This window comes from Methylobrevis albus (assembly GCF_015904235.1).
GTDB lineage: Bacteria > Pseudomonadota > Alphaproteobacteria > Rhizobiales > Pleomorphomonadaceae > Methylobrevis_A > Methylobrevis_A albus.
This window is the reverse complement of the sequence record NZ_JADZLT010000055.1, coordinates 131,857-151,501: the sequence shown is the minus strand read 5'-3', so window position 1 is coordinate 151,501 and position 19,645 is coordinate 131,857. Positions and strand designations below refer to the sequence as shown.

The 19,645-nt window shown below is 70.3% G+C and carries 21 protein-coding genes; 16 read left to right on the top strand and 5 right to left on the bottom strand.

Annotated features, from left to right (window positions below):
• The 11 genes from I5731_RS17450 to lhgO form a co-directional block, all read left to right on the top strand.
• Nucleotides 1–1,068, top strand: a 1,068-nt coding sequence (locus I5731_RS17450; RefSeq protein ID WP_197312691.1) for an aldehyde dehydrogenase family protein, incomplete at its 5' end; no start/stop codon positions are given.
• Nucleotides 1,069–1,079: 11 nt separating this feature from the next.
• The gene (locus I5731_RS17445; RefSeq protein ID WP_197312690.1) at nucleotides 1,080–2,009 is read left to right on the top strand and encodes a dihydrodipicolinate synthase family protein; all 930 of its coding nucleotides are present in this window, start codon (nucleotides 1,080–1,082) and stop codon (nucleotides 2,007–2,009) included.
• A complete protein-coding gene (locus I5731_RS17440) occupies nucleotides 2,006–3,052 on the top strand; it encodes an Ldh family oxidoreductase (RefSeq protein WP_407941856.1) in 1,047 nt (348 codons plus the stop codon). The genes I5731_RS17445 and I5731_RS17440 overlap by 4 nt, the downstream gene beginning before the upstream one ends.
• 1 nt (nucleotide 3,053) lies before the next feature.
• Complete coding sequence (locus tag I5731_RS17435; protein WP_407941855.1) at nucleotides 3,054–3,965, top strand: DMT family transporter; 912 nt, start codon at nucleotides 3,054–3,056, stop codon at nucleotides 3,963–3,965.
• Between the two features lie 134 nt (nucleotides 3,966–4,099).
• The gene (locus I5731_RS17430) at nucleotides 4,100–5,191 is read left to right on the top strand and encodes an Ldh family oxidoreductase (protein WP_197312687.1); all 1,092 of its coding nucleotides are present in this window, start codon (nucleotides 4,100–4,102) and stop codon (nucleotides 5,189–5,191) included.
• Nucleotides 5,192–5,256: 65 nt separating this feature from the next.
• Complete coding sequence (locus I5731_RS17425) at nucleotides 5,257–5,928, top strand: GntR family transcriptional regulator (protein WP_197312686.1); 672 nt, start codon at nucleotides 5,257–5,259, stop codon at nucleotides 5,926–5,928.
• Nucleotides 5,929–5,957: 29 nt separating this feature from the next.
• Nucleotides 5,958–7,133, top strand: coding sequence for a mandelate racemase/muconate lactonizing enzyme family protein (locus I5731_RS17420; RefSeq protein ID WP_197312685.1), 1,176 nt, complete (start codon nucleotides 5,958–5,960; stop codon nucleotides 7,131–7,133).
• 118 nt (nucleotides 7,134–7,251) lie between these two features.
• Entirely contained in the window at nucleotides 7,252–8,229 is a 978-nt protein-coding gene (locus I5731_RS17415; RefSeq protein ID WP_197312684.1) for a tripartite tricarboxylate transporter substrate binding protein, read from the top strand.
• A gap of 125 nt (nucleotides 8,230–8,354) precedes the next feature.
• Nucleotides 8,355–8,822, top strand: coding sequence for a tripartite tricarboxylate transporter TctB family protein (locus I5731_RS17410; RefSeq protein WP_197312683.1), 468 nt, complete (start codon nucleotides 8,355–8,357; stop codon nucleotides 8,820–8,822).
• A gap of 34 nt (nucleotides 8,823–8,856) precedes the next feature.
• Nucleotides 8,857–10,365 carry a tripartite tricarboxylate transporter permease gene (locus I5731_RS17405; RefSeq protein ID WP_197312682.1) on the top strand — a complete coding sequence of 503 codons (1,509 nt, stop codon included), beginning with the start codon at nucleotides 8,857–8,859 and terminating at the stop codon, nucleotides 10,363–10,365.
• 82 nt (nucleotides 10,366–10,447) lie between these two features.
• On the top strand, nucleotides 10,448–11,638 hold the full coding sequence (gene lhgO / locus I5731_RS17400; protein ID WP_197312681.1) for an L-2-hydroxyglutarate oxidase: 1,191 nt from the start codon (nucleotides 10,448–10,450) through the stop codon (nucleotides 11,636–11,638).
• A 322-nt stretch (nucleotides 11,639–11,960) separates the two neighbouring features.
• Here lhgO and I5731_RS17395 read toward each other — a convergent pair whose 3' ends face one another.
• Together I5731_RS17395 and I5731_RS17390 are read right to left on the bottom strand one after the other, a co-directional pair.
• A complete protein-coding gene (locus I5731_RS17395; protein ID WP_197312680.1) occupies nucleotides 11,961–12,668 on the bottom strand; it encodes a ribonuclease activity regulator RraA in 708 nt (235 codons plus the stop codon).
• Between the two features lie 37 nt (nucleotides 12,669–12,705).
• Nucleotides 12,706–13,491 carry an SDR family oxidoreductase gene (locus tag I5731_RS17390; RefSeq protein WP_197312679.1) on the bottom strand — a complete coding sequence of 262 codons (786 nt, stop codon included), beginning with the start codon at nucleotides 13,489–13,491 and terminating at the stop codon, nucleotides 12,706–12,708.
• A 91-nt stretch (nucleotides 13,492–13,582) separates the two neighbouring features.
• Between I5731_RS17390 and I5731_RS17385 the strand changes: the two genes are divergently transcribed.
• The gene (locus I5731_RS17385; RefSeq protein WP_197312678.1) at nucleotides 13,583–14,458 is read left to right on the top strand and encodes a LysR family transcriptional regulator; all 876 of its coding nucleotides are present in this window, start codon (nucleotides 13,583–13,585) and stop codon (nucleotides 14,456–14,458) included.
• 37 nt (nucleotides 14,459–14,495) lie between these two features.
• Here I5731_RS17385 and I5731_RS17380 read toward each other — a convergent pair whose 3' ends face one another.
• The gene (locus I5731_RS17380) at nucleotides 14,496–15,191 is read right to left on the bottom strand and encodes a fumarylacetoacetate hydrolase family protein (protein ID WP_197312677.1); all 696 of its coding nucleotides are present in this window, start codon (nucleotides 15,189–15,191) and stop codon (nucleotides 14,496–14,498) included.
• Between the two features lie 123 nt (nucleotides 15,192–15,314).
• Between I5731_RS17380 and I5731_RS17375 the strand changes: the two genes are divergently transcribed.
• From I5731_RS17375 to I5731_RS17360, 4 genes are all read left to right on the top strand, one after another.
• Nucleotides 15,315–16,037 carry a FadR/GntR family transcriptional regulator gene (locus tag I5731_RS17375; protein ID WP_197312676.1) on the top strand — a complete coding sequence of 241 codons (723 nt, stop codon included), beginning with the start codon at nucleotides 15,315–15,317 and terminating at the stop codon, nucleotides 16,035–16,037.
• Between the two features lie 33 nt (nucleotides 16,038–16,070).
• The gene (locus I5731_RS17370; protein WP_197312675.1) at nucleotides 16,071–16,547 is read left to right on the top strand and encodes an AAC(3)-I family aminoglycoside N-acetyltransferase; all 477 of its coding nucleotides are present in this window, start codon (nucleotides 16,071–16,073) and stop codon (nucleotides 16,545–16,547) included.
• Nucleotides 16,548–16,859: 312 nt separating this feature from the next.
• On the top strand, nucleotides 16,860–17,219 hold the full coding sequence (locus I5731_RS17365; protein ID WP_197312674.1) for an ArsR/SmtB family transcription factor: 360 nt from the start codon (nucleotides 16,860–16,862) through the stop codon (nucleotides 17,217–17,219).
• Nucleotides 17,212–17,739: an arsenate reductase ArsC gene (locus I5731_RS17360; protein ID WP_197312673.1), complete on the top strand. Its 528-nt coding sequence runs from the start codon at nucleotides 17,212–17,214 to the stop codon at nucleotides 17,737–17,739. The genes I5731_RS17365 and I5731_RS17360 overlap by 8 nt, the downstream gene beginning before the upstream one ends.
• A 366-nt stretch (nucleotides 17,740–18,105) precedes the next feature.
• On the opposite strand, the gene I5731_RS17355 is transcribed toward I5731_RS17360, so the two are convergent.
• Together I5731_RS17355 and I5731_RS17350 are read right to left on the bottom strand one after the other, a co-directional pair.
• Nucleotides 18,106–18,663: an isochorismatase family protein gene (locus tag I5731_RS17355; RefSeq protein ID WP_197312672.1), complete on the bottom strand. Its 558-nt coding sequence runs from the start codon at nucleotides 18,661–18,663 to the stop codon at nucleotides 18,106–18,108.
• A 72-nt stretch (nucleotides 18,664–18,735) separates the two neighbouring features.
• The gene (locus I5731_RS17350) at nucleotides 18,736–19,635 is read right to left on the bottom strand and encodes an HNH endonuclease (RefSeq protein WP_197312671.1); all 900 of its coding nucleotides are present in this window, start codon (nucleotides 19,633–19,635) and stop codon (nucleotides 18,736–18,738) included.
• Nucleotides 19,636–19,645 lie beyond the last annotated feature (10 nt).

Sequence of the window (19,645 nt, the reverse complement as noted above, 5' to 3'; positions counted from 1 at the left end):
AGCGTGCGCCCCGGCGTCGGCATCGAGGTGACGCGCGAGCCGGTCGGCGTCGTCGGCATCATCACGCCGTGGAACTTCCCGATCGCCATCCCCGCCTGGAAGATCGCCCCGGCGCTCGCCTACGGCAACACCGTGGTGTTCAAGCCGGCCGAGCTGGTGCCCGGCTGCGCCTGGGCCATCGTCGACATTCTCCACCGGGCCGGCCTGCCGAAGGGCGTGCTCAACCTCGTCATGGGCAAGGGCTCGGTGGTCGGCCAGGCGATGCTGGACAGCCCCGACGTCACCGCGCAGACCTTCACCGGCTCGGTCGCGACCGGCAAGCGCGTCGCCGCGGCCTGTGTCGAGCATATGCGCAAGTTCCAGCTCGAGATGGGCGGCAAGAACCCGCTGGTGGTGCTCGACGACGCCGACCTCGCCGTCGCCGTCGACTGCGCCGTCAACGGCGCCTTCTTCTCGACCGGCCAGCGCTGCACCGCCTCGTCGCGCCTCATCGTGACGGAGGGCATCCACGACCGCTTCGTCGCCGCCGTGACGGAGAAGCTGAAAGGCCTCGTCGTCGACGACGCGCTGAAGGCCGGCACCCACATCGGCCCGGTGGTCGACCCGAACCAGCTCGCGCAGGATCAGGATTACGTCGAGATCGGCCGGAAAGAGGGCGCGACGCTCGCCTTCGGCGGCGAGCGGCTGAACCGCGAGACGCCCGGCTTCTACCTGCAGCCGGCCCTCTTCACCGAGGCGACCAACGCGATGCGGATCTCGCGCGAGGAGATCTTCGGGCCCGTCGCGAGCGTGATCCGGGTCAAGGACTACGACGAGGCGCTGCAGCTTGCCAACGACACGCCGTTCGGCCTCTCGTCGGGCATCTGCACGACCAGCCTGAAGTACTCCACGCACTTCCGGCGCAATGCCGAGGCCGGCATGGTGATGGTGAACCTCCCCACCGCCGGCGTCGACTTCCACGTCCCCTTCGGCGGCCGCAAGGGCTCGAGCTTCGGCTCGCGCGAGCAGGGCCGCTACGCGGCGGAGTTCTTCACCACGGTGAAGATCGCCTATACGGCCGCAGGGTGAGGAGCACCGCCATGAGCTTCACCAAGGCCCTCACCGGCATCTCCGGCATCCTCGTGACGCCGTTCGACGCCGACGACCGCATCGCGCCGCGCCGCCTCGTGCCCATCGTCGACCGGGCGGTCGCGGCCGGCGTGCACATCCTCGTCTCGAACGGCAACACCGGCGAGTTCTACGGCCTCACCATCGACGAGGCCGAGGCGATGCTCGCCGAGACCGCAGAAATCATCGCCGGCCGGGTGCCGCTCGTCGCCGGCGTCGGCCGCAGCGTCAAGGACGCCGAACGCCTCGCCCGCGCGGCGCAAGAAGCCGGCGCCACCGCCCTGATGGTGCACCAGCCGCCGGATCCCTTCGTGTCGCCGCGCGGCATCACGGCCTATCTCCGCCGCGTCGAGCAGGCGGCCGGCGGGCTGCCGATCGTGCTCTATCTCCGCAACGATGCCATCGGCACCGCGGCGATCGCCGAGCTCTGCGCCATCCCCTCGGTGGTCGGCGTCAAATGGGCGACGCCGAACCCGCTCCGCCTCGCCGACGCGATCGCCGCGGCAGCCCCGGACATCGTCTGGGTCGGCGGCCTCGCCGAGACCTGGGCGCCGACGCTCTACGCCGTCGGCGCGCGCGGCTTCACCTCGGGCCTGATCAACGTCTGGCCGGCGCATTCGGTGGCGATCCACACGGCGCTGGAAGCCGGCGACTATGCCGGCGCCAACCGGCTGATCGCGAAGATGCGCGCGTTCGAGGACGTCCGCGCCGAGGAACTGAACGGCACCAACGTCACTGGCGTCAAGGCGGCGCTCGCCCTGCAGGGCCTCGACTGCGGCCCGGCCCGGCCGCCCTCCGCCTGGCCGCTGAGCCCGGCGCAGGCCGGCCGACTCGCCACCTTCATGACGGACAACGGACTGCTCGCCGCGCCTGCGCCGGCGAGCGCACGCACGGGAACATGACCATGGCACGCGTGGACCAACAGAAGCTCCGTACCGGCATCGCCGGCCTGCTCGCGGCGGAGGGCATGGACGCGGACAAGGCGGCGGTCGTCGCCGAGGTGCTGGTGGAGGCCGACGCGATCGGCCACTTCACCCACGGCGCCGGCCTCGTCGGCGGCTATCTCGACGCGCTGAAATCGGGCGAGATGACCGGCCGGGGCAGCTACGACGTCGTCGCCGACCGCGGCGCTTGCCTCACGTGGGACGGCAACATGCTGCCCGGGCCGTGGCTGGTGCGCTCGGCGCTCGACCTTGCCGCCGAGCGGGTCGCCACCCACGGCGTCGTCACCGTCGCGATCCGCCGCAGCCACCACACCGGGGCGCTCGCCGCCTACATGAAGCGGCTCACCGACCGCGGCCTGATCGCCGAGATCAGTTGCTCCACGGCATCCGCGGCGCGAATGGCACCCTTCGGCGGCACAACGCCGGTGCTGACGCCCAATCCGGTCGCCTTCGCCTTCCCGACCGACGGCGACGCCGTGGTCGTCGACGTCAGCTCGTCGATCGCCACCACGACGATGACGCGGCAACTCGCCAGCGCCGGCGAGCGCTACCCCGGCGCCTGGGGCCTCACCGCGGCCGGCGTGCCGACCGACGATCCGGAAGAGGTCGTCTCGCGCGGCGGCACGCTGATGCCGCTCGGCGGCGCCGAGAAGGGTTACAAGGGCTTCGGCCTCGCGCTCGCGGTCGACCTGCTCAGCCAGGGCCTCTCCGGCTCGGGCCGGGCCGACACGCTCGGCCAGATGACGCTGTCGGTGTTCATCCAGGTGATCGACCCCGCGGCGTTTGCCGGCACCGACGCCTTCCTGCACCAGGCGAGCCACACCGCCGGCCTCTGCCGCGACAACCCGCCCGCGCCCGGCGTCACCAAGGTCCGCGTGCCCGGCGACGGCGCCGCGGCGTCCCGGCGCAAGGCGGCGGCCGAGGGCGTCGCGGTCGACGACGCGGTGCTCGCCGGCCTCGCCCGGAGGGCCGCCGCGCACGGGCTCGACTGGCCCCTCTGAGGTGGCCCGGGCACCCCTGTCCCCGGCCGTTGCCGGAGCGGCGCTGATGCTGGTCTCGGCCAGCGTCGGCGTCGTCGATTCGATCGTCGTCAAGTCGATCTCGGCCGAGGTGCATCCGTTCGAGATCGTCTTCTTCCGCAACCTGTTCAGCCTCATGGCGCTCGCGGCGCTGCTGCGCGGCGGCGAGTTCGCGCTCGCCGGCGGCGGGCTGTGGCCGGTGCACATCGCCCGCGCGGTACTGAAGCTCGCGGCCCTCGCCGCCGCCTTCCTCGCCGTCACCATGCTCCCCCTCGCCACCGTCACCGCGATCGCCTTCACGACGCCGGTGTTCACGGTGCTCGGCGCAATTCTCATCCTCGGCGAGGCGCCGCGCACCCTGCGGCTCGCCGCCCTCGTCCTCGGTTTTGCCGGCGTCCTCGTCGTCGTGCGCCCCTGGGAGACGGGCATCTCGGGATCCGTCGGCACCGGCTTCGCGCTGGCGATCGGCGCCGCCGTTGCGCTTGCCGCCGTGATGCTGCTGCTGAAAGTCTCGTCGCACCGCGAGGACGGCCGCCGCGTCGTCTGGATCAACCTCGTGCTCAGCGTGCCGCTCTGCCTGCTGCTGGCGATTCCCGTCTGGACCTGGCCGTCTCCGGGCGCGCTCGCCCTGATGGCGGCGCAGGGCATTGGCGGCCTCGTCGCGCAGCTCGCCGTCACCCGCGCGATGCGGATCGGCGATGCCTCGCTGCTCGTCGTGGTCGACTTCGTGCGCCTGCCGCTGGCGATCCTCGCCGGCCTCGTCCTCTTCAGCGAACCCTTTGATTTCGCTGTCGCCGCCGGCGGCGGACTGATCCTCGGCGCCGTGCTGCTGATCGCCGCCGACCGCCCGCGCCGCCTGCCGCCAATGCCGCCGCCGGGCCCGCCCTCCGTCTGACCCCGCGGGGCAGAAGACAGTTCTGCTTCGCTTTGACGAAAGGTTCGGCCGCATTGTTCTTATCTCCCGGCTCCGCCTAAGGTCGGGGCCTCCGATGCGGCCGTGGAGGCGGTCGCAGCGGCGGGAGGAAAACAATGCGACACGACTACGACGTCCATCGGCAGCAGGCGGAAGAAATTTTCCGCGCCTGGGGCATGCCGGACGAGAAAGCCGCGATCACCGCCGAGATCCTCGCCTGGTCCGATCTGCACGGACACGAGAGCCACGGCATCGCGTTGCTTGTCGAATACAACGAGCGGCGCCAGACCCGGCCGATCAATTTCCAGTCTGTCCCGAAGATCGTCCGCGAAACACCGGTATCGGCGCTGATCGACGGCGACGGCGGCCTCGGCCATCACCCGGCGCGCTTCGCGATGGAAACCGCCATCGCCAAGGCGAAGAGCGCCGGGGTCGGCCTCGTCAGCGTGCGCAACTCCGGCCATTTCGGCGCGCTCGGCTACTACACGACGCTCGCCGCCGAGTTGGACCTGATCGGCATCGCCGCCACCAGCGTCTTCGGCATCCGCGTGCCCCCGACCGGCGGCACCAAGGCGCGCTTCGGCACCGACCCGTGGTCGTTCGCTGCCCCCGGCGAGCCCGGCCGCCCCTTCGTGCTCGACATGGCGACCACCACGGTCGCCTCGGGCAAGGTGCGCAACAAGATCGTCGAGGGCCAGCAGATGCCGGCCGGCTGGGGCATGGACGCCAGCGGCAAGCCGACGCTCGACCCGTCCGAGGTGATGAACGGCGGCTTCCTCGCCCCGCTCGGCGGCACGCCGGACGGCGGCAGCCACAAGGGCTACGGCCTCGCGGCGATGGTCAACATCCTCGCCTCGTGCCTGTCCGGCTCGACGCTGATCACCGACCCGATGCATTCGCGCCAGCCCTACGGCCTCGACGTCGGCCACTTCTTCATGGCCTTCGACCCCGGCCTGTTCCGCGAGGTGTCGGACTTCCGCGGCGACGTCGCCCGCTTCTGCGACGACCTGCGCAGCACCCCGCCGATCGATGCGGCAAAACCCGTGATGGTCGCCGGCGATCCGGAGCGGAAAGTCCGCGACGAGCGCCGGGCGAACGGCATGCCGATCGGGCCCGGCCTGCATCGCCGCCTGAAATCCATCGCCGCCGACGTCGGGGCGCGCTGGGTGATGACCGAGCCGGCGCCTGCCGCGACTGCCACAAAGTAAACTGTTGACAGTTTACTGGCATCAGTCGACGGTAGGCACGTCGCACCGGCCGAGAGGGTGATCTCATGTCGCTGAAACCGATCGAACGCACCGAAAGCCTCACCGCCCGCGTCTACGCGGCGATCGAGGACATGGTCGTCTCCGGCAGCCTGGAGCCCGGCGCGCGCCTCAACGAGGTGCTGCTCGCCGAGCAGCTCGCCGTCAGCCGCGGCCCGGTGCGCGAGGCGACGCGGGCGCTGGTCAAGGCGGGGCTGCTGGTGTCGATCCCGGCGCGCGGCGTCTTCGTGCGCAAGATGTCGGACCGTGAGGTCAGCGAGAACTACGACGTGCGCGCCCTGCTCACCGGGCTGATGTGCGCCCGGGCCGCGCAACTGCGCACCGAGGCCGACGTCGGCCGCCTCGCCCGCCTCGTCGGCGACATGGAGCGGGCGATCACCGAGGACCGCATCGCCGACTACTACGAGATCAACCTCGAGTTTCACGACCTGATCGGCCGCATCGCCGGGCACGGCTGCGCCCACCGGGTCTACGACGACCTGATCCGCGAGACCCACAGCCTGCGCCGCGCGCTGTCGTCGCCGGGTCAAACCAACAGCGAGCACCGCGGCATGGTCGAGGCCATCCGCGCAGGCGACGCCGATCTCGCCCGGCGCCGCGGCGAGGAGCACGTGCTGCACGGCAAGGAGCGCTGGCAGGCCGCGCTCCGCGCCGCCGGCATCACCCCGCCCGAACTTTGAAACACCAGCAAGACCTAAGGGAGAAAACCTTGAAGATCGCCAACATCACCGCCAGCCTGCATCGGCACGAGATCGACCTGCCGGGCATCGGCGCCTCGATCGAGAGCCGCATGTTCGTCTTCGTCGAGGTCGAGACCGAAGACGGCCTGAAGGGCATGGGCTGCACCGGCCAGTTCCTGCCCTGGGCCGTCATGCCCTGCATCGAGGACCACATCTTCCCGCTCATCAAGGGCATGGACGTCTTCCACACCGAGGCGATCCACCACAAGGTCTGGAAGCAGCTCAACAACCGCGCCTACACCGGCGTCATCTCCAACGCGCTGTCGGCGATCGACATCGCGCTGTGGGACCTCAAGGGCAAGGCGACCGGCCGCACGATCTCCGAGCTGCTCGGCGGCTATTCCCGCGAGGCCTACACCTACGCCACCTTCGGCTACCCCTTCTTCGACGAGAAGCAGATCGCCGAATACGCGAAGAAGTTCCTCGCCGACGGCCACACGATGCTGAAGATGGTGGTGGGCGGCGAGCCGACCCGTACCTGGAAGGACGACGTCCGCCGCGTCTACGCCGCCCGCGAGGCGATCGGTCCCGACGTCGACCTGATGATCGACGCCAACTGCTGGTTCAACCCGCACGACGCCTTCATGCTGGCGAGCGCGCTCGAGGGCGCGAACCTCAAGTGGTTCGAGGAGCCGATCGAGCAGAATGACGCCCGCGCGCTCGCCGACCTGCGCAGCCGCGTCAAGATGCCGATCGCGGCCGGCCAGATGGAAGGCAACCGCTGGCGCTTCCGCGAGCTCGTGATGCACCACGCCGTCGACGTGCTGCAGCCGAACGTCCTCTACAACGGCGGCTACACCGAGGCCCTCAAGGCGGCGCATCTCGCGCAGTCGTTCAACCTGCCGATGGCCAACGGCGGCGGCTGGCCGATCTTCAACATGCACATCCTCGCCGGCGTCATGAACGGCGGCCCGGTGGAGTTCCACTACGGCATGTGGATGACCGGCAAGCACTTCTTCAACGGCACCCCCGACCCGGTGAACGGCAAGATGACCATTCCGGACGCCCCCGGCCTCGGCTTCACCCCGAACTACGACGCCCTGAAGGACGCCCGGGTCAAGGATTCGAAGGGCAGCCGCTTCGAGGGCCGCGACGCACACGGCTACCTGCTGCGCGACGCCATCGAGGCGCGCCTCAGCGCCTGATACGACGCCCCCTCCCGGCCTCTTCCCGCGGGAAGAAGTTGCCCGCGCGGCGCGGCGGGTGCGGGAGGGGGCCTGTCGGCCCGCGCGCCGAAAGCCTGAAAATACGGGAGGAAAACCAATGACAAAGACCGCTTCGACCTCGTTCGGCCGCCTGCGCACCGCCGGCGTCGCCCTGTTCGCGACCGCCGCCCTCGCCGCCGCCCCCGCCGCCGCGGAGTACCCCGAGCGCGACATCCAGATGATCATCCCGTTCGGCGCCGGCGGCGGCAGCGACACGCTCGCCCGCACCATCGCCGAGGTGATCGCCGAGCTCGACCTGCTGCCCGTCAACATCCTGCCGGAGAACCGTCCCGGCGGTTCCGGCGCCGTCGGCTACAGCACGGTCGCGAAGGAAACCGCCGACCCGTACTTCATCGCCACCGTCAGCGTCAGCTTCTTCACGACCCCGCTGCTCGGCGGCTCGCCGGTGAGCTACCGCGACTTCACCCCGCTCGCCTCGATCGCGCAGTCGCCGTACATCATGGTGGCCCCGGCCGCGGCCGGCTACGAGACGCTCGACGACCTGAAGACCGCCGGCCGCCTCACCACCGGCACGGTCGGCGTCGTCTCCGACGCGGCCCTGCTCGCCAAGCTCACCTCGAACGCCCTCGGCGTGCAGATCGACGCGATCCCGTTCGACGGCGAGGGCGAAGTGCTCGCGGCCCTGCTCGGCGGCCACGTTAACGTCGGCTACATGAACCCGTCCGAGGCGATGAGCCAGATCCAGGCCGGCACGCTGCGTCCGCTCGCGATCAGCTCGGCCGAACGCTCGCCGGCCTTCCCGGACGTGCCGACCTTCCTCGAGCTCGGCCATGACCAGATCGTCCACACCCAGCTGCGCGGCCTCGTGATGCCGGCCGGCGTGCCGGCCGAGGTGGTCACCTACTGGGAGGGCATCCTCCAGCAGGTCGCGACCAGCGACGCCTGGAAGACGAAGTACATCGACCGCTTCCACGACATTCCGGACTTCACGGATGCGGCCGGCTTCGCCGAGGCGATCGCGACCACCAACGCGCGCTACGAGACCCTGATGAAGGAACTCGGGATCATCGAGTAATCCCGACGGCCGCAAGGCCTGCCGGCGAGGGCTTCGACGCCCCCGCCGGCGTTCACGCGACACGGCGGACAAGCGACGACAAGGCAATTCCACGCAGGATGGCCGCCGTCCGGGGAGAGACGACCATGACGATCCACACGCTCGACAAGGCCGTTGCCGGTCTCCTGATCCTCTTCGGCGGCTGGCTGATCTGGACCGGGCTCGACTATGGCATCATGCAGGGCACCACGCCCGGCGCCGGACTGTTCCCGCTCATCATGGGCATCGCGATCGTCGTGCTCAGCGCAATCAACCTGTTTCGCGCGGTCACCAACCTCGAGACGCTCAGCGCCGGCATGTCGCGCCGCGAGATCATCAAGGCCGCCGGCGTGGTCGTCGTGCTCATCGTTTCGCTGCTGCTGATCCCCGTCCTCGGCATGACGCTCGCCACCCTCGGCGCCATGGTCGTGATCGGGCTGCTGCTGCGCACCGATCCGAGCCGCGCCTTCCTCGTCCGGCTCGCCGCCGTCTCGCTGCTGACGCCGATCATCTGCTGGTGGCTGTTCGACGGCCTGCTCGGCGTTCCCGTGCCCGTCGGCCCGCTCGGCTTCTGACGATCCGCCCCCCCCCGTCACAAGGAACTTCACCATGGAAGTCCTCGCTCTGCTGTGGAACGGCATCGTCGCTGCGTCCGATCCGGCAATCTTGATGTGTACCCTGCTCGGCGCCGTCGTCGGCCTGCTGATCGGCGCGCTGCCGGGGCTCGGCCCCACGGCCGGCGTCGCGATCATGCTGCCGATCGCCGCCGGCTTCGGCGGCATCGCCGCCATCGCCTGCCTCGGCGGCGTCTACTACGGTTCGATGTTCGGCGGCGCGATCACCTCGATCCTGCTCGGCATCCCGGGTGACGCGCCCTCGGTGATGACCGTCGTCGACGGCTATCCGATGGCCCAGAAGGGCGAGGCCGGCCGCGCCCTCGGCATGAGCGTGTTCGGCTCCTTCGTCGGCGGCGTACTCGGCATCCTCGGCCTCGTCGCCATCTCGGTGCCGGTGTCGCAATTCGCGCTCGCCTTCGGCCCGACCGAGATGACCGCGATGATGTGCTTCGCGCTGTCGCTGCTCAGCGTCCTCGGCGGCCGAAATGCGATCAAGGGCTTCGTGGCGCTGGCGATCGGCTTCTGGCTCGGCACCGTCGGCCTCGACCCGATCGCGGGCTCGACGCGCTACACCTTCGGCTCGGTCGACCTCTTCGACGGCCTCGACTTCTCGATCATCGCCGTCGGCCTGTTCGGCCTCACCGCGATCTTCACGACGCTCGAGGTCTCCGTCGACAAGCCGCTCGCCCGCTACAGCTTCCGCTCGCTGATGCCCCGCTTCTCCGACGCCATCCTCTCGCGCTGGCAGCTCGCCCAGGGCTCCGTGGTCGGCTTCTTCATCGGCGTGCTGCCCGGCGTCGGCGCCACCGCCGCGACGATGCTCTCCTATGCGATCGCGAAACGCACCTCGCGCAACCCGGACGCCTACGGCACCGGCATCGTCCAGGGCGTCGCCGCCCCCGAGGCCGCCAACAACTCCGCCTCCTACGGCTCGATGATCCCGCTGTTCAGCCTCGGCATTCCGGGCTCGGCGACCACGGCCGTCATGATGGGCGGCCTGTTGATGGTGGGCCTGCAGCCCGGCCCGCTGCTGTTCGCCACCAATCCGGACTTCGTCTGGTCGGTGTTCGGCAGCTTCGCGATCGGCAACCTCGCGCTGGTCTTTCTCACCCTCGCCCTGACGCCGCTGCTCGCCAGCGCGCTCTTCGTCTCGACGGCGCTGCTCTATCCGATCGTCATCGCCATCGTCGTCTTCGGCGTCTACGCCATCGACTATTCGCTCTCGAGCGTGATGCTGACGATCATCGCCGGCGCAATCGGCGTCGTGCTCCTGAAGCTCGACTATCCGGCGGTGCCGCTGATCCTCGGCCTCGTGCTCGGCCCGTTGCTCGAGCGCAACATCCGCCGCACGATGATCAGCTCGCAGGGCGACCTCAGCGTGTTCATCGAGCGGCCGATCGCCCTGGTGCTGTTCATCGCCACCATCGTCGTGCTGCTGGTGCCGGTCGCGCTGCATTTCCTCGGCAAGCGCAAGATCGCCGCCGACGAGGCGGAGATCTGAGCACCGGTCCCGGCCATCCTCCGGCTATCCTCTCCGGCGGGGCGAAGCGCCCCGCCGCCCCCACCCCAGCAGTGGACGTCCCATGGACTACGAGTATGCAATCGTCGGCGGCGGCATCGTCGGGCTCGCGACGGCCGCCGAACTGAAGCGGCGCGACCCGGCCGCCCGCATCGTGCTCGTCGAGAAGGAGGCCGACTACGGGCTGCACCAGACCGGGCACAACAGCGGCGTCATCCACGCCGGCATCTATTATGCGCCCGGCTCGCTGAAGGCCCGGCTCTGCCGCGCCGGCGCCGAGGCGACCAAGGCGTTCTGCCGCGAGACCGGCATCCCCTTCGAGACCTGCGGCAAGCTGCTGGTCGCGACCAGCGCCCTCGAGCTCGAGCGCATGCAGGGCCTGAAAGTCCGCGCGGCGCAGAACGAGATCGCCATCGAGGACGTCTCGGCCGCCCGGCTGCGCGAGATCGAGCCCAACATCGCCGGCGTCGGCGCGATCCTGGTGCCGGCGACCGGCATCGTCGACTACCGCCGGATCTGCCTCGCCCTCGCCGAACGGCTTAGCACCCTCGGCGTCAAGCTCGTCACCGGCACCGCCGTCACCGCGATCGACGAGGACGGCAGCGGCGTTTCGGTCCAGACCGCCGCCGGCGACCGCTTCCGCGCAGCAAAACTCGTCGCCTGCGCCGGGCTGCAGGCCGACCGCATCGCCCGCCTCGCCGGCCTCGCCCCGACCTTCCAGATCGTGCCGTTCCGCGGCGAGTACTACACGCTGCCGCCGGAGAAATCGGGCATCGTGCGCCACCTGATCTACCCGATCCCCGACCCCGACCTGCCCTTCCTCGGCATCCACCTCACAAGGATGATCGACGGCCGCGTCACCCTCGGCCCCAACGCCGTGCTCGGCTTCCACCGCGAGGGCTACGCCAAGGGCAGCGTCCGCCTCGCCGACGTCGCCGCGATGGCGACCTCGGGCGGCTTCTGGCGCATGGCGCGCAAGAACCTCAAATCCGGCATCACCGAGTTCCGCAACTCGATGTCGCGCCGGCGCTATCTCGAGGAGTGCCGCAAGTACTGCCCGCAGCTCACCTTGGATGACCTCGGCACCCCCGGCGCCGGCATCCGCGCCCAGGCGGTGATGAACGACGGCGCGCTGGTGCACGACTTCCTGTTCCTCGACTCCCCACGCCAGCTCCACGTCTGCAACGCCCCCTCGCCGGCGGCGACCTCGGCGATGCCGATCGCGGCGATGATCGTGGACCGGCTGGCGGGGTGAATGTGGGGGTGGGCTGACGGTGCTCTTGTAAAGAGGATAGGCCGTTACCCCTCCCGACCCCGCCTCCGGCGGGGCCACCCTCCCCACGAGGGGGAGGGATGTCTTCAACTGATGCTCTGGATCTAGCCGCGACCTATTGCTGGATCTGGCCGCGACCTATCGAGGTGCGAATCCCTCCCCCTCGTGGGGAGGGTGGCCCGGCGGAGCCGGGTCGGGAGGGGTAGCGGCCTCTCCCCCAACTCGGTCCCAACAATCCCCCGCCCAAACAAAAACGGCCGCCGCGAGCACCCCCGCGACGGCCGCACATCCCCTCAACCCCCCCTCAGCCCTGCGACGCCTTCCACCCCTCGTAGCGCTCCTTGGTCTCCGCGTTCATCGGGTAGAGCCCCGGCAGCGGCACCCCGCGGTCGACCTCGGTCATGATCCAGCCTTCCATGCGCTCCTGCTCGGGCGCCTCGGCGAGGATCTGGTCCAGGAACGCGATCGGGATCAGCACGGCGCCGTCGTCGTCGACGACGACGACGTCGCCCGGGAACACCGCGACGCCGCCGCAGGCGATCGGCTCCTGCCAGGCGACGAAGGTGAGGCCGGCCACCGACGGCGGGGCGGCGATGCCGTCGCACCAGACCGGCAGGCCGGTGCCGAGCACGCCGGCGGCGTCGCGCATCACGCCGTCGGTGACGAGACCGGCGACGTTGCGCTTGGCCATGCGGGCACAGAGGATGTCGCCGAAGATGCCGGCGTCGGTGACGCCCATCGCGTCGGCGACCGCGATGCAGCCTTCCGGCATCGCCTCGATGGCGGCGCGAGTGGAGATCGGTGAGGCCCAGCTCGCCGGGGTCGCGAGGTCCTCGCGCGCCGGCACGAAGCGCAACGTGAAGGCTTCGCCGACGAGGCGCGGCTGGCCGGCGCGGATCGGCCGGGTGCCGCGCATCCAGACGTTACGCAGGCCCTTCTTCAGGAGGATGGTGGTGAGCGTCGCGGTCGAGACGCCCTTCAGGGTTTCGACGACCTTGGGATCGAGTGCCATGCTGCTTCCTTGGAACGATGAGACGGGTCTGGCGGGGTCAGATGCTGGCGATCAGGCCGCCGTCGATGCGCAGGACCGAGCCGGTGATGTACGACGCCCGGGTACTGGCGAGGAAGGTGACGGCGTCGCCATATTCCTGCGGTTCGCCGTAGCGGCCGACCGGGATCGCGGCGGTGCTTTCGGCGCTGACTTCTTCCACCGTCCGCCCCTCGCGCTTCGCCTTCTGCTCGTCGAGGAAGACGATGCGGCCCGTCGCGACGCGGCCGGGCAGCACGATGTTCGCCGTAATGCCGTCGCGGCCGACCTCGCGCGCCAGCGTCTTCGACCAGCCGACGAGGGCGAGCCGCAGCGAGTTGGAGATGCCGAGGTTGGCGATCGGCGCGACGACGCCGGACGAGGTCGAGGTGATGATGCGGCCCCATTTGCGCTCGCGCATCTCGGGCAGCACGGCGTCGGTCAGCGCGATCACCGAGCGCACCATGCTGTCGAAGAACTTCGACCACACCTCGGGCGCCTGGCCGGCCGCGGGCGTCGGCGGCGGGCCGCCGGTGTTGTTGACCAGCACGTCGACCGGGCCGAACTCAGCGCGGATGCGCTCAAGATTCGGCGCGATCAGGCCGAGGTCGGCGACGTCCCAGGCCATGGTGATCGCCTTGCCGCTGGCGGCGACAATGGCGTCGGTGGTGCGCGCGGCCGCGGCCTCGTCGATGTCGGCGACCACGACCTTGGCGCCTTCGGCGGCCAGCGACGCGGCGATCGCCCCGCCCAGCCCGCCACCGGCGCCGAAGACGAGCGCGACCTTATCCTGAAGTCCGAGATCCACGTCTGAGTCCTCCTTGTTGAAGTCCGCAGTATCGCGGTGCGAAAGCGAAAAGAAATCTGGATTCTGCTTCGTTCAGAAGATAGGCAAGCTTATGGAGACGCGCTTTCTCGAGACCTTCCTCGAAGTCGTCCGGCAGGGCTCGCTCGCCGATGCCGCGCGCCGGCTCGGCGTGACGCCGGCGGCGATTTCCCAGCGGATGCAGGCGCTCGAAGCCGAAATCGGCGTGCCGCTGCTGGTGCGCGCCGGGCGCACGGTGCAGCCGACCGACGCCGGCCGGGCGATCCTCGAGCGCAGCAATCGCATTCTCGCCGAGGTGCGCCAACTGCGCGGCCTGGCCCGGCTCGACGTACCGGCCGGCGAACTTCGCCTCGGCGCGGTGTCGACGGCGATGACCGGCCTCCTGCCCCCGGCGCTGCGCATCCTGCGCGAGCGGCTGAGCGGCATCGAGGTGTTCCTGTTGCCCGGCACCTCGGCCGACCTCTACCAGCAGCTGCTCGATTCCCGCATCGACGCGGCGATCCTGGTGCGCCCGGCCTTCGAGCTCTCGAAGAGCTTCGAGTGGCGCACGCTGCGCCGCGAACCGCTGATGCTGATCTGCCCGGAAAGCGCCCCCGGCGACGACGTCATCCGGCTGATCGAGAGCCACCCCTTCATCCGCTACGACAGCAACAACTGGGGCGGACGTCTCGTCGACAGCTGGCTGCGCGACCAGGAGCTGCGGCCGAAGGAATGGCTCGAACTCGATTCGCTCGACGCCATCGCCGTGATGGTCAGCAACGGCCTCGGCCTCTCGATCGTGCCGCGCTGGGCGCGGCCGTGGCCGGAGGGCCTGTCGGTCCGGATGCTGCCGCTGCCGGGCACCGCGCCGGTGCGGGAAATCGGCGCCGTCTGGGCGCGCAGTTCCGGAGCCGGCCGCCTGGTGCAGGCGCTGCTCGGCGCGCTGGAGGAAAGCGAGCCGGCGGCCTGACCGGCCGCCGCACCGCCGTTTTTCAGACCTTCCGGCTTCAAACCACCGTGACGACCAGCCCCGGCAGCCCCTCGACGCTCGCTTCCATCACGTCGCCGCGCACCACCGGGCCGACGCCGGCCGGCGTGCCGGTCAGGATCACGTCGCCGGGGGCGAGGATGAACAGGGTCGAAAGGTGGGCGATCACGTCCTCGATCGGCCAGATCATGTCGGAGATGCGGGCCGACTGCTTCACCGCGCCGTTGACGCTGAGGCTGATCGCGGCCTCCGCGATGCCGGAAACCGCAGACGCCGGGGCCACCAGCCCGATCGGCGCCGAGAACTCCGCCGCCTTCGCCGCCTCCCACGGCCGCCCGGCCTTCTTCGCCTTCGCCTGCAGGTCGCGCCGCGTCATGTCGAGCGCGACGGCATAGCCGTAGATCGTCGCCGCCGCGTCCGCGCGGGCGATGTCGCGGCCGCCGGCGCCGAGCAGCACGGCGAGCTCGACCTCGTAGTGCACGTCCTCGCTCAGGGCCGGATAGGGAAAGCGGCCATCGGTGACGAGGTTGTCGGCATTCTTCTGGAAGAAGAACGGCGGCTCGGCGTCGGGATCGTGCCCCATCTCGCGGGCGTGGTCGGCATAGTTGCGGCCGACGCAATAGACCCGGCGCACCGGAAACCGCGCCTCGGACCCGGAGACGGGCAGCAGCACCGGGGCCGGCGCGGGAATGACGAGGGCGGGCGAGGCTGTCATGACGATCTCCGGGAGGCTTGACCAATCATGGATTGGTTACATAGCTTCACCGGCAGCGTCAACGCGCGATCGGCGCAGCCGCGGGCCGGCGGGCGGGCGACAGCGTTCGGGGAGACGGCGAGGATGGCGGACGCGGCAGAGGCATCCGGACCGGCGGTGGAAGCGGCGCTGCTGCATTTGCGCGCGCTGCTGGCGCGCCAGGCCGCCGGCCGCGACGCACCCGCGACGCGGCTGCCGGCCGAGCGCGACCTCGCCGCCGCCATCGGCGTCTCGCGCCCCACCCTGCGCCGGGCGCTGCAGGTGCTGGAGGACGAGGGGCTGATCTGGCGCCATGTCGGCCGCGGCACCTTCGCCGGCCCGCGCGCCGACCGCGTCGAGGTCGCCATTCCCGCTGCGGCACTGTCGGCAGACCCGGCGCAGGTGATGGCCGCGCGCCGCGCGCTGGAACCCGGTCTCGCCGCCGCGGCGGCCGGCATCGGCCTCGATACCGCGGCGAGGGCCGACCTCGCCGCGATCGGCGCCCGCACTCGGACCGCCCAAAACTGGCGCGAATACGAGGTCGCCGACACCGAGTTCCACCTTGCGGTCGCCCGCCTCGCCGGCAATCCCGTGCTGCTGCTGCTTGCCGAAACGCTGCATCTCGTCCGCCGCACCGCGACCTGGACCCGCGCCCGCGGCAACGCCCCGGCGCCGCCGCAGGATCACCACAGCTTCGCCGAGCACGACCGCATCGTCGCGGCGATCGCCGCCCGCGACCCGGACGCCGCCCATGCCGCCATGACCGCCCACCTCGACAGCGTCGGCAGCCGGTTTCGGGTGGCGGACGCCCCGTCGGACGGGGTCTGATCGCCGGCAGCAAACCAGCCGCGAGACGACCCCATGCCCGCGACCCGCCCGCCCCCCTTCACCATCCATCGCTTCGGCGCCGGCGACATCCGGCTGTTCCGCCGCCTGCTGGCGCTGTTCGGCCGGGTGTTCGAGGAGCCCGCGACCTATGGCGACGCCCAGCCGGACGACGCCTATCTGCAGCGACTGCTCGGCGGCGACGGCTTCGTCGCCCTCGGCGCCGTCGCGGACGGCGAGGTGATCGGCGGCCTCGCCGCCTATGTGCTGCCGAAGTTCGAGCAGGCGCGCAGCGAAATCTATGTCTACGACCTCGCCGTCGACGCCGCGCACCGCCGCCGCGGGGTGGCGACGGCGCTGTTTACGGCGTTGCAGCCGATCGCCGCCGAGGCTGGCGCCTACGTCATCATCGTCCAGGCAGACCTGCCCGACGCCCCGGCCATCGCGCTCTACGACAAGCTCGGCCGGCGCGAGACGGTGCTGCACTTCGACATCGCGGTCACCCCGCGATAGGTGCGTTAGGAGGGACGGCGCAGGCGCCCCGGCTTTTCCCTCGCCCTTCGAGACAGCCGCTGCGCGGCTTCCTCAGGATGAGGGAAAAGGATAACCGCCTGCCGTGAAACGAAAAACTCGCGGAGGCCTCATCCTGAGGAGGCCCGGAGGGCCGTCTCGAAGGGCGAGGCCGGGTGCACCGCCGCCCCCCCGACCCGCCTCCAGCATCCCGAGCCACGCCACGTCGACCACGATCGCGACACCGCTTTTCCGGCTTGACGAAATCCTCGGCCTGCGCGACATTTCAATAGTCATAAAACAATCGAAGTGTTCATGGACGAACGTCAGGCTCTCGACGCCTTTGCCGCCCTGTCGCAGCCGACCCGGCTGCGCATCCTGCGGCAGCTCGTCACGGCAGGGCCGGATGGTCTCGCCGCCGGGGTGATCAGCGACGCCGTCGGCGCATCGTCCTCGAACATCTCGTTTCACCTTAGCCACCTGGAACGCGCGGGGCTGATCCAGTCCCGCCGTGAATCGCGGTCGATCATCTACAGCGCCGCCCTCCCCGCCCTGTCCGGCCTGATCGCGTTCCTGATGCGCGACTGCTGCCAGGGCCATCCGGAGGTCTGCGGACCGGCCGTCACCGCTCTCGACAGTTGTTGCACGCCAAACGAGGCCATCGTCGATGTCTGACCGTCCCTTCAACGTCCTCTTCCTCTGCACCGGCAACTCGGCCCGCTCGATCATGGCCGAGGCGATCCTCGCCCAGGATGGCCGCGGCCGGTTCAACGCGTTTTCCGCGGGCAGCCAGCCCAAGGGCGCGATCAACCCGCTGGCGCTCGCGACCCTCGAGCGCTTCGAGTATCCGACCGCCGGCTTCCGCTCGAAGGCGTGGGACGAGTTCGCCGTGCCCGGCGCGCCGGTGATGGATTTCGTATTCACCGTCTGCGACAACGCCGCCGGCGAGACCTGCCCGGTGTGGCCTGGCCAGCCGATGTCGGCGCACTGGGGCATCGAGGATCCGGCCGAGGCCGAAGGCACCGAGATCGAGCGCCTCGCCGCCTTCGCAAAATCGTTCCGCTACCTGAAGAACCGCATCAGCATCTTCGCCGCCCTGCCGCTCGAAAGCCTCGACCGGCTCGCCCTCGGCCACAAGCTGCGCGAGATCGGCCAGTCGGAAGGCTCGACCTCGCCGCGCTCCGACGTGGCGTGAGGTGGGTTTGGCTCTAGCTGGCTCCGGTGGGCATGATTGATCGAAGGTCCCGGCAACGGCGCCACTGCTATCCGGTCGACGTTCATCGGCACCTGTGAGGTGGCCGAGAAGAGGGGAAGAAGTCGGGGATTGCCGACGAGGACACGACGTGCTGTCTGCCGGCGCCTCGGCTTTTCCCTCGCCCTTCGAGACAGCCGCTGCGCGGCTTCCTCAGGATGAGGGAAAAGGGCAACCATCTGGAGTTAAACGGCAAACCTCACCAAGGCCTCATCCTGAGGAGGCCCGCAGGGCCGTCTCGAAGGGCGAGGCCGGGCGCGCCGGTCTCTCCCGACGGCTGAACCGGCCAGCCGTACGCCGGAGCCCGGATTACGCGTCGAACCGCGCGACGATCCCCGCCGCCGGCTCCACCGCCGCCCCTGCCTCGCCGAGCGCCCCCATGAAGGCCGCATGCACATCGGCGGCCGGTAACACCCGCTCGCCGAAGGCGAGGTCGCGCGTCGCCACGGCGTCGTGCGCCACGGTGACGCCATAGCCGTGGTCGAGCGCGGCGCGCGTGCCGGCGTCGACGCACATGTGGCTCATCGCGCCGACGATCACGAGGTCGGTGACGCCGCGCCCGCGCAGGATCTCGTCGAGCCCGGTGCCGCGGAAGGCGTTGACCTCGGACTTCACCACCACCGGCTCGCCCTCCGCCGGCGCCACGGCGGCATGGATCGCCGCCCCGTCGGTGCCCGCGACGAAGAACGGCGCGTCCGCCGACGCCTCCTCGTGCCGCACATGCACCACCACCGCCCCCGCCGCCCGCGCCGCGGCGAGCAACTCGGCCGCCGTCTCGGCCGCGCGCTCGATGCCGACCAGCGGATGGCGGCCGTTGGCAAAATAGTCGTTCTGGATGTCGATGATCAGCAGCGCGGGAGCGGGCATGGGGAGGTGTCCTCGGAGGGGTGCGCGTCTCGAGCGCGCAAACAGGGTTATCGGACGGCGCAAAGAGCGAGGCTAGTGCTTGAAGCAGTTCTCCCGGTGCCATGCCAAAAAGTGCGGGTGGGGTCGGTCGCCGGCCCGCTGCGGGGCGAAGGCGACGCCGCTGCGGTTGAGGAAGCTGCGGACGCCGTCTGGATCGTTGACCTGCCGCGAGATCAGGATCTCGAGGTCGTCGCCGAGGCTGACGAGGCCGCGGTCGAACATCCAGTGCGCAGTACCCGACAGCGCGAGGCCATTGTTGACCACATCGGGCCCGTTCGCCTCGACCGGGCGGATGTGCGCGGCATCGACTTCGGCCCGCCCGCCGCCGTTGATCAGCTTCAGCCCGGTCAGCGCGCAGCGCGCGTCATAGGCGCGGAGCACGACCTTGCGGAACACCCGGTCGCGAACCACCCGCGAGGTCAGTTGCTGCACGCGGTCGCGCGGCTGCTCGACGACATAGGGCGCCTGGCCTTCCGCAAAGCCGATCGCCGGCTGGTCGAGATCGACGCGCGGCAGCAGCGGGTCCGTGTCGTCGAGGCCGCGGGCCACGATGCGCTCGAAATCGGCCGGCGAGACCGGCCGCACCGCCGCCTGCGCCCGGCCGGACAGCTTCCTCTCCGCGTTGAGCAGGCCGCGCTCGATCGGGCCGCCGGCTTCCTTGAACGGCACCGGCCGCGCGAAGTCGAGATAGGAGCCCGGCTCGATCAGCGCGAGATACATGTCCGGCGCCGTCGGATCCGGAACGATCCGCTCCACCTTCGCGATCGCAAAGTAGCCGCGCGATCCGGGCACCTTGGTCGGCTCCAGATAGACGATCCAGTCCCCGACGCTCCCCGCGGCCCGGCCGAGATACGATTTCGGGAACTGGTACCGCTCGGCGGGACTGTCGTCGTAGATCGAATCCGACCGGTGCATGAAGACGCAGTAGCTCATGCGATGAGCC